Below are 13893 nucleotides of genomic sequence, written 5' to 3'. Positions count from 1 at the left end.
CGCTCAGTCGGCCCAGTCGAGCGTGCGCTGGACCGCCTTGTGCCACTGGCGCAGCTGGCGCTCCCGGTGCGCCGGGTCCATCGTCGACTCCCACTGCGCGTCCGAGCGCCACTTCTCGCGCAGCGTGGTCAGGTCGGGCCAGAACCCGACTGCCAGACCGGCGGCGTACGCGGCGCCGAGGCAGGTCGTCTCGGTGATCCGGGACCGGACCACCGGCACGTTCACCACGTCGGCGAGGAACTGCATGAGCAGTTCGTTGCCGGTCATCCCGCCGTCGACCCGCAGCCGCCGCAACGCCACGTCGGAGTCGGCGTTCATCGCGTCCACCACCTCGCGGGTCTGGAAGGCGGACGCCTCCAGCACCGCGCGGGCCAGATGCCCCTTGGTGATGTAGCCGGTCAGCCCGGCGATCACGCCCCGGGCGTCGCTGCGCCAGTGCGGGGCGAACAGGCCGGAGAAGGCCGGCACCACGTAGCAGCCGCCGTTGTCGTCGACGGTGCGGGCCAGCTCCTCGACCTCCGCTGCGGTGGAGATCAGGCCGAGGTTGTCGCGCAGCCACTGCACCAGCGAGCCGGTGACCGCGATCGCGCCCTCCAACGCGTACGCCGCGGGCTGGCCCTCGATCCGGTACGCCACGGTGGTGAGCAGGCCGTGCCGGGACGGTACCGGGCTGGCGCCGGTGTTGAGCAGCAGGAAGCTGCCGGTGCCGTAGGTGCACTTGGCCTCGCCGGGCTGGAAGCAGGTCTGCCCGAACAGCGCCGCCTGCTGGTCGCCGAGCGCGCTCGCCACCGGCACTCCGGCCAGCACCCCCTGGGCGGTGCCGTACACCTCGGCCGAGCTGCGGATCTCGGGCAGCACGGCGGCCGGGATCCGCAGCGCGTCGAGCAGCTCCGGGGCCCAGTCGAGCGTCTCCAGGTCCATCAGCATCGTGCGGCTGGCGTTCGTCACGTCGGTGACGTGCCGGCCGGTCAGCTTCCAGATCAGCCAGCTGTCCATGGTGCCGAACAGCACCTCGCCGCGTTCGGCGCGCTCGCGCAGACCGTCGACGTGGTCGAGCAGCCAGCGCAGCTTCGGGCCGGCGAAGTAGGTGGCGGGGATCAGGCCGGTGCGGGTCCGCAGCCGCTCCTCGTCGTACGTCTCGGTCAGCTCGCGCAGCAGCGGGCCGGTGCGGGTGTCCTGCCAGACGATCGCGTTGGCCACCGGGCGACCGGTCGCCCGGTCCCACACCACCGTGGTCTCCCGCTGGTTGGTGATGCCCACCGCGGCCAGCGCCTCGGTGCTGATGTCGGCGCCGGTCAGCGCCTCGCGCACCACGTGCTCGACGTTCGTCCAGATCTCCTCGGCGTCGTGCTCGACCCAGCCGGGCCGGGGGAAGATCTGCCGGTGCTCGCGCTGGGCCACGGCGACGATCTCACCGGCCCGGTCGAAGACGATGCAGCGCGAGGACGTGGTGCCCTGGTCGATGGCGGCGACGAACTCTGCGGTCACGGCAGCACCGTACCCGCCGCGACCGCCCACCGTCTTCCTCCGGCGACCCGTACGATCATCAGACGTGCGTGACATTGCCGTGTTCAGCGGGACCGCCCATCCGGACCTCGCCACCGAGATCTGCGCCCACCTCCACGTTCCGCTGCACCCGGTCCGGGTGTCCCGGTTCGCCAACGACTGCCTTGAGGTGCAGTTGCAGGCGAACTGCCGGGAGCGCGACGTCTTCCTCATCCAGCCGCTGGTGCCACCGGTGCAGGAGCACCTGGTCGAGCTGCTGCTCATGATCGACGCGGCCCGGGGCGCCTCGGCCGCGCGGATCACGGTGGTGCTGCCGCACTACGCGTACGCCCGGTCGGACAAGAAGGACGCGCCGCGCATCTCCATCGGCGGCCGGCTCGTCGCCGACCTGCTCACCTACGCCGGCGCGGACCGGGTGCTGGCCATGACGCTGCACTCGCCGCAGGTGCACGGCTTCTTCAGCGTCCCGGTGGACCACCTGCACGCGCTGCGCGAGCTGGCCGCCCACTTCAAGGGGTACGACCTGAGCAACGCGGTGGTGGTCTCGCCGGACCTGGGCAACGCCAAGGAGGCCGCCGCGTTCGCCCGGATGCTCGGCACGCCCGTCGCGGCCGGGGCCAAGCAGCGCTACAGCGACGACCGGGTGCAGATCAGCACGATCATCGGCGACGTGACGGACCGGGACGTGATCGTGCTGGACGACGAGATCGCCAAGGGCAGCACCGTGATCGAGCTGATCTCGCACCTGCACGAGCGGCGGGTCCGCTCGATCCGGCTGGCCTGCACGCACGGCCTGTTCTCCAGCGGGGCGCTGGAGCGGCTGAGCGCACAGGAGGGCGTACTGGAGATCGTCTGCACGAACACGGTGCCGATCCCGGCCGAGAAGCGGGTGCCGAAGCTGGGGGTGCTGTCGGTGGCGCCGGCCCTGGCCGAGGCGATGCGGCGGATCCACAACGGGGAGTCGGTGAGCGCCCTGTTCGGCTGACGGCCCTGGGTCAGCCCTCCAGTGGGCCGGTGACGGGCTGCCGGATGGTGAGCGCGGCGGTGATCCGGACGACGGTGCCCGCGTCGCCGCTGTCCACCTCCATCGAGTCGCTCAGCTCCCGGGCCAGCCAGAGACCCCAGCCGCCGGCGGTGTCCGGCGCGGGCCGGTCCCGGTCGCGCAGCCGCCGTTCGCTGATCCCGGGCCCGTGGTCGGCGACCTCGCAGACCAGGTCGTCGCCGCGCTGCCAGAGCCGCAGCCAGCCCTGCCCGCCGCCGTGCCGGACCGCGTTGGTGATCAGTTCGTTGACCGCCAGCACGAAGTCGTCCAGCCGTTGGCCGGAGAGGCCCGCGCCGTGCGCGTGTGAGCTGACCGCGTGCCGCAGCCCGGTCACCTGCGCCTGGTCGAAGGCCGTGGCGAGAAGCAGGGAAGGTTCGATGGGCACAACCGTACGCGGTGCGGGGAGTTCTGCGTTTGTCATGACCCCGTCCCGACGATGGTTGTCGACGACTTTCGCGGCATTTCCACCGTACGTCAGGGTTTCTCGGGCCGCACCCCCGGGGTGCCCTGGACCGGCTGTGACAGGGTGACGCACATGCCGTCGTCCTCCGGCCTTGAGGGCCCGTTCTGGCGATCGATAGCGGTGTTCCGCTTCGCCGCGCTCGCGTACGTCGGACTGGTCGTGCTGCGCGACGCGGGCCGCTACGCGCACCCGGTCGCCGCGGGCGGTGTCCTGCTGGCGATGCTGGCCTGGAGCGGCGTGACGGCGGCCGGGTACGGCCGGCCGGCCGGGCGGCGCTGGCCGCTGCTGCTGACCGACCTCGGCGTGGTGCTGGCGCTCATCCTGGTCACTCCGTGGGTGGTCGGCAGCGCCGCGCTCGCCGCCGGGGTGCCGATGCTGACCGCCGCCTGGCTGGCCGGGCCGGTGCTCGCCTGGGCGGTCGCCTGCGGGCGGCGTGGCGGCGTGATGGCCGCGATCGTGCTCGGTGGCGCCGACCTCGCCACCCGGGACCGGATCAGCCCGTCCGCGCTGACCGGTGCGATCCTGATGCTGCTGGCCGGTGTGGTGGTCGGGCACGTGGCGCGGCTGGCGGTGGAGGCGGAGGAGCGGTTGCAGCGGGCGGTGGAGCTGGAGGCGGCCACCCGGGAACGGGAACGGCTGGCCCGCGACATCCACGACTCCGTGCTCCAGGTGCTCGCGCTGGTCCGGCGACGTGGCGCGGAGCTGGACGGCGAGGCGGCCGAGCTGGCGCGGCTGGCCGGCGAGCAGGAGGCGGCGCTGCGAGCGCTGATCGGCCGGGCGGGGGCGGCGCCGGACCCGGCCGGGGCCGAGCAGGACCTGCGTGACCTGATCGACAGGTACGCCTCGGCCACGGTCGGGGTGGCCGCGCCCGCCACACCGGTGCCGCTGCCGGCGCGTACCGCCGGTGAGCTGGCCGCGGCGGTCGGCGCGGCGCTCGACAACGTGGCCCGGCACGCCGGCGGGCGGGCCTGGGTGCTGATCGAGGACGAGGAGGAGACGGTGACCGTCTCGGTACGCGACGAGGGACCGGGCATCCCGGAGGGGCGGCTGGCGGAGGCCGCCGCGCAGGGCCGGCTCGGGGTGGCGCAGTCCATCCAGGGCCGGGTGGCGGACCTGGGCGGGGAGGTGCGGATCGCCTCCGTGTCCGGCGCCGGCACCGAGATCGAGCTGGTCGTGCCGAGGAGCCGCGGATGAGCGTCCGGGTGATGGTGGTCGACGACCACCCGATGTGGCGCGAGGGCGTGGCCCGCGACCTCACCGAGGCGGGCCATCAGGTGGTGGCGACCAGTGGTGAGGGGCGGCAGGCGGTACGGGTGGCCGCGGCGGCCCGCCCCGACCTCGTGGTGCTCGACCTCCAGTTGCCGGACATCTCCGGCGTCGAGGTGATCCGGGGCCTGCGCGCCGCGCTGCCCGACGTGCGGGTGCTCATGCTCTCGGCCAGCGGGGAGCCGCAGGGCGTGCTCGACGCGGTCAAGGCCGGCGCCACCGGCTACCTGGTCAAGTCGGCCGCTCCGGCGGAGTTCCTGGACGCGGTGCGCCGTACGGCTGCCGGTGAGCCGGTGTTCACGCCCGGCCTGGCCGGACTGGTGCTGGGGGAGTACCGGCGGCTGGCCGCCGCGCCGCCCGACCCGGACGACGACGCACCCCGGCTCACCGAGCGGGAGACCGAGGTGCTGCGCCTGGTGGCCAAGGGGCTGTCCTACAAGCAGATCGCCGACCGGCTGGGCCTGTCCCACCGGACCGTGCAGAACCATGTGCAGAACACCCTGGGCAAGCTCCAGTTGCACAACCGGGTCGAGCTGACCCGGTACGCCATCGAGCGGGGCCTGGACGACTGAGCGGTCAGTGCGCCTCCGGCGGCCGGGTCTCGTGCACCGCCAGCTCCTCCGCGCTGGCCCCGCCGCCGGCCGCGCCGGCGTCGTAGGCGACGTTGTCGGTCTCCTGGTCGGTGTGCGCGCCCTCGTCCGGCTCGACCAGCCGGCCCACCTGGTGGTCGGCGACGGTGCCGAGCTGCCCGTGGTCGTACACCGAGACCGGGGAGTTCGGGTCCGAGACCGGGCCCGGGTCGATCACGTCGGCGTCGAGCTGGGCCCGGGCGGCGGCCTCCTCGCTCTCCGCCTCGGCGGCGATGGCGGGGTCGACCGGGCCGGCGAGTGGATCGTCGGCGGGGCGCTCGTACCGCTCGCGCTGGAGCTTGTAGTCCAGCGACTCGCCGTCGAGCTGCTCCTCCGCCGTGGTGCCGAACTGGTCCACGGCGACCGGCGTGCGGTCACCGGGCAGCTGGGCCGGCTCGGGGCCGTCCGCCTCGCGCCCGGTCAGCACGTCGTCGTTCGCGGTGGAGTCGTCGTCGGCGGTGTCGGGCAGGCCCTCCGCCTCGGGATCGGACACGGGGGTGGGGTACTCGTCGTCGCGCATGCTCGGGATCTACCCACTGCGCTCCCCGCCCTAACCGCAACCGGCCGGGTGGATCGGGAGCAACGGGGCGAAAAGGTGCCTCAGTTGCGGAATGTCACCTCGTCCTCGGCGTACAGCACGCACCACACCACCTTGCCGTCGGGCAGGGCGGTGCTGCCCCAGCGCCGGGCCACCGTGTCGATGAGCAGCAGCCCTCGTCCGCCCACCGAGTCCGTCGGCGCCGCCCCCCGGTACGCGGGCCGGCCGGTCGAGTGGTCCCGGACGGCCAGGTGCAGCGCGCCGCCGCGCGGGGCCAGCCGGAGCGTCATCGGGGTGACGGCGTGCGCCACCACGTTGTTGACCATCTCGGTGACCGCGATGCAGGCCGGCTCCGCCAGCTCCGGCAGCCCCCATCTGGCGCACCCGTCGGTCACCAGCACCCGCGCCTCGCGGGCGGCCTCGACCACCGGGGGCAGTTCGGCGTCGAGCGGCTCGGGCGGCGCGTCCGGCGGCGGCGCGGCCGGATCGAGCAGCAACTCGGCGGCGGGCCAGTCGGCGACCGCCCGGCAGACCTCGTCCAGCGCGTCGCGTGCGCCCGGATCGGTGATCCGCACTCCGGACAGGTCCACCAGCAGCACCCCGGGGCGCTGCCACAACCGGGTGAGCAGCGCGTCCCGCACGGTTTCCACCTCGGACCGGTCGAGCACTCCGGTCAGCCGGACCGTCGGGGAGGAATCGTGGGTCTCCACCAGGCAACGCGCATCCGTCGGCATGATCGTCCCATTGTGCACGTCGGTCCGCGCCCGCGCACCGGTCCGGTCGACGGGACTCATGGCCGACCGGTCCGCGACCGGCGGCTGAGCGCCGCCACCGTGCCGGCAGCGGTGCCGGCGGCCAGCCCGACGGCCGCGGTCAGCCGTAGCACCTGACCGCGCCGGCCGGACCACCCGTCGGTCCGCTCCGCGGCCGAGTCCGGCGTGAACACGGCGCCGGAGGAGTCGGCGCGTACGCCGGGGCCGAACTGGGTGCGCGCGGTGTACCAGCCCAGCACCCGCTCGGCCACCGCCGGCGCGAGCCGCCACTGGAGCCCGATCAGCCGGGCCGCGCCGCCCGCGTACGCCTCCCGCCGGGGCCGGCGCAGCAGCTTGACGATCGTCTCGGCGACCATGTCCGGCGGGTACACCGGCGGCGGCGGGGTCAGCTCCCGGCCGGAGTGGTTGGCCGCGTGCCGGAAGAACGGCGTGTCGACGGTGGCGGGCAGCACCGTGCAGACCGAGATGTTCCCCCGCCCGGTCACCCGCAGCTCCTGCCGTACGGTGTCGGCCAGCCCGCGGATCGCGTGCTTTGTCGCGTTGTACGCCGACTGGTACGGCATCGCCACCTCGGCCAGAACCGAGGCGTTGTTGACCAGCACCCCGCCGCCGGCCGCCTCCAGCCGGGGCAGCGCGGCCCGCGTCCCGTACACGGCGCCGAGCAGGTTCACGTCCACCACCCGGCGGAACTCGGCCACCGGGATCTCGTCGAACAGCCCCACGGCGCCCACGGCGGCGTTGTTGATCCAGGCGTCGATCCGGCCGAACTCGGCCACCGCCCGCTCGGCCAGCCGCTCCACCGCCGCCGGGTCGGTCACGTCGGTGGGCGCCACCAGGGCCTGCCCGCCCAGTTCCCGGCAGAGTACGGCGACCCGGCGCAACGCGGACTCGGTCCGGGCGGCCAGCACGAGGTTGGCACCCCGACGGGCCAGCGCGTACGCGGTGGACGCGCCGATCCCGCTGGAGGCGCCGGTGACGACGACAGTGGCGTCGGAGAGGCTGCGGGTGAGCGGCATTCCCTGTCGGTACCCCCGGCCCGGGCCGTCATGCCGACCGATCCGCCGCTGATCGGGTTCGGTCGGCTGTCCCGTCGTCCCGGACGGCCGTGGTCGGGTGACCCCGATCTGTCAGGTTTGGGCGCACCAGGCCTGGGTTAATGGGACGCTCTGACCGGAGACCCCGCTCGCGAGAACGCATGGAGGTGCACCATGCGCGTCGGCCTTGTATGCGCGCACGCCGGCTCGTCCACCGACGGTCCCACCGTCGGAACGCAGGAGCATGTCGCGCGCGTGGCGGCGGAACTCGCCGCCCGGGGCCATGACGTCCGCGTCTACGAGCGCCGTGCCGCGTCCGCCCAGCCCGCCCTGACCGAACTCGACGGCTACCGGGTGGAACGTGTCCCGGTCGGCCCCCCCGACACGCTCTCCACCGCCGAACTGGTCCCCTTCGTCGCCGAGTACGGCCGCTGGCTGGCCGGGCAGTGGGCCGGTGACTGGACCCCCGACGTGGTGCACGGGCACTACTGGGTCGGCGGGCTGGCCGCCGCCCACGCGGTACGCGCCACCGACATCCCGGTGGTGCAGACGTTCCACTCGCTCGGCGTGGAGCAACTGCGTCACCTCGGCCGTGACTACACCGGGCCGGGGGAGCGCATCCCGCTGGAGCGGGCGCTGACCCGGGCCGTGGACGCGGCGGTCGCCCAGTGCAACGACGAGGTCGACGAGCTGACCCGGATGGGCCTGCAACGCACCGCCGTGGCGATGGTGCCGACCGGCGTGGACACCGGCTGGTTCCACCCGGACGGTGAGGCGGCGCCCCGGGACCAGCGGCCCCGGATCCTCTCCGTCGGCGGGCTCGCGCCCGGGCACGGCCAGGATGACCTGATCCGGGCGATGCGGCTGGTCGGTGACGCCGAACTGGTGATTGCGGGCGGCCCGCCGGCCGAGCGGCTGGACGGGCACGCCGAAGCGCGCCGCCTGCGCGAACTGGCCGAACGCGCGGGCGTGGCGGAGCAGGTGAAGCTGGTCGGCGCGGTGCCGCACGACCAGATGGCCACCTGGTACCGCTCCGCCGACGTGGTGGCCTGCACGCCGCACTACGCGGCAGCCGGGCGGGTGTCGCTGGAGGCGATGGCCTGCGGCGTGCCGGTGGTCGGGTACGCCATGGGCGGCATCGCCGACGCGGTGGTGGACGAGGTGACCGGCAAGCTGGTGCCGCCGGGTGACGTACGCACGCTCGGGGTCACGCTGCGCCGGCTGCTGTCGGACAACGCCGGGCGGTTCGCGTACGGGCACGCCGCGGTGGACCGGGTCCGGTGCAGCTACACCTGGGAACGGACCGCCACCGCGCTGGAGCGCCTCTACGAGCGGGTGATCGGCCGGCGCCGTCCGGCCACCCCGACCGAGCCGACGGCGCCGGTCGAGGTGACAGCGCCGGTCGAGGTGACAGCGCCGGACGAGGTGGTCGTCTCCGAACGCGGGCCGGTCGAGGCGGCCTGAAGCGGCACCAGCCCGGCGCCCACCGCCGCCTTCCGGCGGTCGCGGGCGCCGGTGTGGTGGTGCTGCGGTTCGGCGTACCGAGTCAGGCCGACCACCGCCGCGAGCGTCACCAGGAAGCCGAGTCCGGCCAGCCATTCCCGGCCGGGCCAGATCTTGTCGTTGAGCAGCAGCAGTCCGACGATCGCCGCGGGCACCGCGCCGGCCGCGTCCATCGCGGCCACCGCCGCCGTGGTCGACCCGCGTTGCATGGCCAGCCCGAGCAGGAGCTGACCGATCACCGAGTGGACGATCAGCAGGTAGAGCAGCGGATCGCGGACGAACGCCTCCACCGATCCGGCCGAGGCGAGCGGACGGGCCGCCACCGCCGCGGCGGAGAACGCCATCCCGGCGAGCGAGCCGAGCACCACGGACCCGAGCGCGCCGTGCAGCCGGGCGGCGAAGAAGCCCGAGCCGGCGATCGCCGCCACCGCCACCGCCAGGCCGACCAGCCCGGCGGTGCCGAGCTGTCGTGACGGCGCCGGCTGCGCCGACAGCACGAGCGCGGTGATGCCGGCGAACAACAGCACCAGCAGGACCATCTCGGCGGCCGGCAGCCGCCACTTGAGCACCAGCACGCCGAGTACGGCGGTCACCCCGAGCCCGGCCGCCACGCTGGCCTGGACCAGGAACAACGGCAGGTCCCGGCGGGCCAGGAAGGCCAGCACGAAGCCGACGACCTGGCAGGCCAGGCCGATCAGGTAGGTCCGGTGCCCGGCGAGGCGCAGCAGCAGCCCCGGGTCGAACGTGTGGTGCACGGTGGTCCGCGCGGCGGCGATCGACTGAAGGAGGTTGGCGAAGCCGTACGCGATGATCATCGCCGCCAGGAAGCACCAACCAGAGGAAACCACCTGGCGAGGATAGAGGCTCTCCCCGGGTCAGCGCTCGGCTGGACGGCCGAGCCGGGTCAGGATGTCGTCGTGCAGCGCGCCGTTGCTGGCCACGGCGCTGATGTCGGCGGAGTCCACGCCGGCCGGTGCGGGCCGCCCGGCCAGGTCGGTGATCCTTCCGCCGGCCTCGGTGACGATCGGCACCAGCGCGGCGATGTCCCACAGCGACAGTTCCGGCTCCACCATCACGTCCAGTGCTCCCTCGGCCAGCAGCATGTAGCCGTAGAAGTCGCCGTACGCACGGCTGCGCCAGGTGTCGCGCATGAGCTGGAGCACCGCGTCCAGCCGGCCGGCCTGTTCCCAACCGGTCAGCGACGAGTAGCAGAAGCTCGCGTCGGCGAGCTCGGTGACGCCGGAGACCCGGATCGGCGTGCCGTCCGTCGGGCCGGTGCCCGCGAACGCGCCCGCGCCGAGCGCGCCCCACCAGCGGCGGCCCAGCGCCGGGGCGGAGACCAGGCCGAGCACCGGCCGGTCGTGTTCCAGCAGCGCGACGAGCGTGGCCCAGACCGGCACGCCCCGGACGAAGTTCTTCGTGCCGTCGATCGGGTCGACCACCCAGCGCCGCCCGTCCGGTCCGGCCGGCGGCTGCTCGCCGTACTCCTCGCCGAGCAGGCCGTCGGCGGGACGGTGGGCGGCCAGCAGCGCGCGGATCTCCCGCTCCACGGCGGTGTCGGCGTCGGAGACCGGGGTCAGGTCCGGCTTGGACTCCACGCGCAGGTCGAGCGCGCGGAAGCGGGCCGAGGAGACGGCGTCGGCGGCGTCGGCGAGCAGGTGGGCGAGGGCGAGGTCGTCGGCGTACCCGGTCATGTCCGACACGCTAGCGGCGGCGGCCCGACCCGCGACGGCGGGTCGCCGCCGGTCCGCCGATCAGGAACCGGCGAGCGGGTCGCCGGGGTTGCGCTCCGGCTCGCGCGGGTCGCCCTCGCCGCTGCGGGAGGCCAGCAACCGGCGGTACGAGGCGAGCCGGCGGGCGTCCGCCTTCCCGGCGGCCACCCAGGCGTCGAGCGCGCAGTCCGCCTCGTCGCCGGTGTGCGGGCAGTTGGCCGGGCAGTCCACTGTCGCCTCGACCAGGTCCGGGAAGCCGTGCAGCAGGCTCTCGGCGGACACGTGCGCCAGCCCGAAGCTGCGTACCCCCGGGGTGTCGACGATCCAGCCGGTGTCGCCGTCGGCGCCGGGCTCGGCGGGCAGGCGCAGCGCCACCGCGCTGGTCGAGGTGTGCCGGCCCCGGCCGATCGCGCTGACCGTGCCGACCGCCCGTTCGGCGGCCGGGACGAGGCGGTTGACAAGCGTCGACTTGCCCACCCCGGAGTGGCCGACCATGACCGAGACCCGGCCGGCGAGCAGCGCCCGCAGCGCGGCCAGGTCGGAGTCCGGGCGGATCAGCACGTACGGCAACTCCAGCTCGGTGTAGTAGCCGAGCACCGCCTCCGGGCCGCCCAGATCGGCTTTGGTGAGGCAGAGCAGCGGCTCGATGCCGGCGTCGTACGCGGCCACCAGACAGCGGTCGATGAAGCCGGTACGCGGCGGCGGGTCGGCGAGCGCGCTGACGATCACCAGCTGGTCGGCGTTCGCCACCACCACCCGTTCCAGCCGCCCCTCGGCGGTGGTCTCGTCGTCGTCGGCGGTACGCCGCAGCACCGAGGTCCGTTCGGCGATGCGCACGATGCGGGCCAGCGCGCCGGACGCCCCGGAGGTGTCCCCGACCAGTCCGACCAGGTCGCCCACCACCACCGACTTGCGGCCCAGCTCGCGGGCGCGCATGGCGGTCACGAGCGGCGCGTCCGGCCCTGCCCCGGACAGCACGCACGTGTAGCGGCCCCGGTCGACGGCGATGACGAAGCCCTCGACGGCGTCGTCGTGCCGGGGCCGGGTGCGCGTACGCGGGCGCGACGACCGGCCCGGTCGGATCCGGACGTCGTCCTCGTCGTACTCGCGCCGCTTCGTCGTCAGGACGTCCCCCCGCTGTCAGTTCTTGCCGGTCACCATCCCTGACCATAGTGCCGGGAACTCCGGCATGGTCTTGGAGGTGCACGCCACGTCGTCGACCTCGATGCCGGGGACGGCCAGCCCGGCCACCGCCGCCGCGTGCGCCATCCGGTGGTCGGCGTACGTCTGGAACGTGCCGCCGCGCAGCGGACGGGGCCGGATCTCCAGCCCGTCGTGGGTTTCGGTGATGTCCGCGCCGAGCGCGGTGAACTCCTTTGCCAGCGCGGTCACCCGGTCGGTCTCGTGGCCGCGGATGTGGCCGATGCCGGTGAGCCGGGACGGGCCGTCGGCGAGCAGCGTGAGCGCGGTCAGCACCGGGGTCAGCTCGCCGACGTCGGAGAGGTCGGCGTCGAGCCCGCGCACCCTGCCGGTGCCCCGCACGGTCAGGCCGTCGGTGCCGAGGCTCACCTCGCCGCCCATCCGGTGCAGCAGCTCTCGTAGCCGCTCGACCGGCTGGAGGCTGCTGTGCGGCCAGCCCTGTAGCGTCACCTCGCCGCCGGTGACCAGGGCGGCGGCGAAGAACGGCGCGGCGCCGGACAGGTCGGGTTCGATCTCCCAGCCGCGCCCGGACAGCGGGCCCGGCTCGACCGTCCAGACGTCCGGCGTGGTGTCGTCGACGGCGGCGCCGGCGGCGCGCAGCATCTGCACCGTCATCCGCACGTGCGGCGCGGACGGCACCGGCGGCCCCTCGTGCCGGACCACGACGCCCCGGTCGAAGCGGGGCGCGGCGAGCAGCAGCCCGGAGACGAGCTGGCTGGACGCGGAGGCGTCGATCACCACGTCGCCGCCGGTCACCCGGCCCGCGCCGAGGACGACGAGCGGCAGGCTGCCGGCCGGGGGCGCGTCGATGCGGACGCCGAGCGCGCGCAGCGCGCCGATCAGGGGCCCGAGCGGGCGGGTCCGGGCGTGCGGGTCGCCGTCGAACGTGACCCGACCGGCGGCCAGCCCGGCCACCGGGGGCAGGAAGCGCATCACGGTGCCGGCCAGGCCGACGTCGACGTGCGCCGGGCCGGCCAGCGGATGCGGGCGGACCAGCCAGCGGTCGTCGTCCGAGATCGACACGTGGGCGCCGAGCGCACGCAGCCCGCCGGCCATCAGTTCGGTGTCCCGGGCGCGCAGCGGCCGGGCGAGTGTCGACGGCCCGCCGGCCAGCGCGCAGAGCACCAGGGCCCGGGCGGTCATCGACTTGGAACCGGGCAGGCGCAGCGTCGCGGCGACCGGGTCGCTCGCGGTCGGCGCGGTCCACGGCTGCGGGCACGTCGCGATCGGATTGCTCACGGTCACATTCTGCCAAGCGCGCGGCCCGGTGGAAGCGTTCGTCGCCACTGCTCCCGTTGGGCGGGACAGCCGGAACGTCCGAATGCGGCTAGCGTGGGCGCCATGTGCGGGAGGTACGCCACGACCCGGAGCGCCGCCGACCTGAGCGCGCTGTTCGAGTCGGCCGACGAGACCGGCGGGGTGGCGCCGGACTTCAACGTCGCGCCGACCGATCCGGTGCCGCTGGTCCGGCTCGCCCCGGAGGGGCACCGGCTGCTCTCCCTCGGCCGCTGGGGCCTGCTCCCGCAGTGGTCGCGCAGCGCCGCCGGAGCCGCCCGCATGATCAACGCGCGGGCCGAGACGGTCGCCACCAGCCGGGCGTACGCGCCGTCCTTCGCCCGCCGCCGCTGCCTGGTCCCCGCCGACGGGTGGTACGAGTGGGTCCGCCTCGCCGACGGCGGACGTCAGCCCTACTTCATGACCCCGCGGGACGGCTCCGTCCTGGCCTTCGCGGGCATCTGGTCGGTCTGGGAGGCGGCCGGTGCGGCCCGGCTCACGTTCAGCGTGCTCACCACCGCTGCGGTCGGCGAGCTGGCCGAGGTGCACGACCGGATGCCGCTGCTGCTGCCGCCGGAGCGCTGGGGGGCCTGGCTGGGCCCGGCCGAGGAGCCGGCGGAGCTGCTGGCGCCGGACGCCGGCCTGCTCGCCGGGCTGGAGATCCGGCCCGTCTCCCGGGCCGTCGGCGACGTCCGCAACGACGGCCCGGAACTGATCGCGCCGGTGGCCCCGGCGGGCGTCGAGACGGTCGCCGAGGCGACCCTGTTCTGATCACGCTCCGCCACATCGGCGTGTACCTTTTTGCCGGGGTTGCGCCGGAAAGTCGGCCGGATGTTCAGTCACTTTCATTGAAGACTCTTGTCCTTACGTATGCGAATGCGATAGAACACAGCGCCGGTGATGGGCGTCTGTTCGCACGGGGCGAATGGCATTCATCGATCTTGCAGAGATC

The 13893-nt window shown here is 74.4% G+C and carries 13 protein-coding genes and 1 pseudogene; 5 read left to right on the top strand and 9 right to left on the bottom strand.

Annotated features, from left to right (window positions below; genetic code table 11):
* Window positions 1–3: 3 nt before the first annotated feature.
* A complete protein-coding gene (gene glpK, locus ACFYO8_RS17510; RefSeq protein WP_355047210.1) occupies window positions 4–1488 on the bottom strand; it encodes a glycerol kinase GlpK in 1485 nt (494 codons plus the stop codon).
* 64 nt (window positions 1489–1552) lie between these two features.
* On the opposite strand from glpK, the gene ACFYO8_RS17505 reads away from it, so the two are divergent.
* On the top strand, window positions 1553–2491 hold the full coding sequence (locus ACFYO8_RS17505; protein WP_355047211.1) for a ribose-phosphate pyrophosphokinase: 939 nt from the start codon (window positions 1553–1555) through the stop codon (window positions 2489–2491).
* Between the two features lie 10 nt (window positions 2492–2501).
* On the opposite strand, the gene ACFYO8_RS17500 is transcribed toward ACFYO8_RS17505, so the two are convergent.
* A complete protein-coding gene (locus ACFYO8_RS17500) occupies window positions 2502–2969 on the bottom strand; it encodes an ATP-binding protein (protein WP_354871591.1) in 468 nt (155 codons plus the stop codon).
* Window positions 2970–3083: 114 nt separating this feature from the next.
* Here ACFYO8_RS17500 and macS point away from each other — a divergent pair, with 114 nt between their 5' ends.
* Together macS and ACFYO8_RS17490 are read left to right on the top strand one after the other, a co-directional pair.
* On the top strand, window positions 3084–4205 hold the full coding sequence (macS, locus tag ACFYO8_RS17495) for a MacS family sensor histidine kinase (RefSeq protein WP_387189147.1): 1122 nt from the start codon (window positions 3084–3086) through the stop codon (window positions 4203–4205).
* A complete protein-coding gene (locus ACFYO8_RS17490; protein ID WP_354871587.1) occupies window positions 4202–4849 on the top strand; it encodes a response regulator transcription factor in 648 nt (215 codons plus the stop codon). The genes macS and ACFYO8_RS17490 overlap by 4 nt, the downstream gene beginning before the upstream one ends.
* A 4-nt stretch (window positions 4850–4853) precedes the next feature.
* Here ACFYO8_RS17490 and ACFYO8_RS17485 read toward each other — a convergent pair whose 3' ends face one another.
* The 3 genes from ACFYO8_RS17485 to ACFYO8_RS17475 all read right to left on the bottom strand — a co-directional run bounded on the left by ACFYO8_RS17485 (window position 4854) and on the right by ACFYO8_RS17475 (window position 7233).
* Window positions 4854–5426 (bottom strand): DUF5709 domain-containing protein, encoded by a 573-nt coding sequence (locus ACFYO8_RS17485; protein WP_354871584.1) that lies wholly within the window; start codon window positions 5424–5426, stop codon window positions 4854–4856.
* A gap of 80 nt (window positions 5427–5506) precedes the next feature.
* Complete coding sequence (locus ACFYO8_RS17480; RefSeq protein ID WP_354871582.1) at window positions 5507–6178, bottom strand: ATP-binding protein; 672 nt, start codon at window positions 6176–6178, stop codon at window positions 5507–5509.
* A 56-nt stretch (window positions 6179–6234) separates the two neighbouring features.
* Window positions 6235–7233: an SDR family oxidoreductase gene (locus ACFYO8_RS17475; protein ID WP_387189148.1), complete on the bottom strand. Its 999-nt coding sequence runs from the start codon at window positions 7231–7233 to the stop codon at window positions 6235–6237.
* 192 nt (window positions 7234–7425) lie between these two features.
* Between ACFYO8_RS17475 and ACFYO8_RS17470 the strand changes: the two genes are divergently transcribed.
* The gene (locus tag ACFYO8_RS17470; protein ID WP_387189149.1) at window positions 7426–8715 is read left to right on the top strand and encodes a glycosyltransferase; all 1290 of its coding nucleotides are present in this window, start codon (window positions 7426–7428) and stop codon (window positions 8713–8715) included.
* Here ACFYO8_RS17470 and ACFYO8_RS17465 read toward each other — a convergent pair.
* From ACFYO8_RS17465 to aroA, 4 genes and pseudogenes are all read right to left on the bottom strand, one after another.
* Window positions 8673–9569: pseudogene (locus ACFYO8_RS17465) on the bottom strand (hypothetical protein); the annotation flags it as partial. The gene ACFYO8_RS17470 and the pseudogene ACFYO8_RS17465 overlap by 43 nt on opposite strands.
* A gap of 60 nt (window positions 9570–9629) precedes the next feature.
* Window positions 9630–10448: a histidinol-phosphatase gene (gene hisN, locus ACFYO8_RS17460; RefSeq protein ID WP_355047212.1), complete on the bottom strand. Its 819-nt coding sequence runs from the start codon at window positions 10446–10448 to the stop codon at window positions 9630–9632.
* A gap of 60 nt (window positions 10449–10508) precedes the next feature.
* On the bottom strand, window positions 10509–11444 hold the full coding sequence (rsgA, locus tag ACFYO8_RS17455) for a ribosome small subunit-dependent GTPase A (RefSeq protein WP_354871571.1): 936 nt from the start codon (window positions 11442–11444) through the stop codon (window positions 10509–10511).
* Window positions 11445–11606: 162 nt separating this feature from the next.
* Window positions 11607–12905 (bottom strand): 3-phosphoshikimate 1-carboxyvinyltransferase, encoded by a 1299-nt coding sequence (gene aroA, locus ACFYO8_RS17450; protein ID WP_354871568.1) that lies wholly within the window; start codon window positions 12903–12905, stop codon window positions 11607–11609.
* 102 nt (window positions 12906–13007) lie between these two features.
* Between aroA and ACFYO8_RS17445 the strand changes: the two genes are divergently transcribed.
* The gene (locus tag ACFYO8_RS17445; protein ID WP_354871566.1) at window positions 13008–13712 is read left to right on the top strand and encodes an SOS response-associated peptidase; all 705 of its coding nucleotides are present in this window, start codon (window positions 13008–13010) and stop codon (window positions 13710–13712) included.
* Window positions 13713–13893: the final 181 nt, after the last annotated feature.

Source organism: Micromonospora sp. NPDC005257 (genome assembly GCF_042872445.1).
Classification (GTDB): Bacteria; Actinomycetota; Actinomycetes; order Mycobacteriales; family Micromonosporaceae; genus Micromonospora.
Note: the sequence above shows the minus strand (reverse complement) of the source record. Positions and strands in the feature narration are given on the sequence as shown.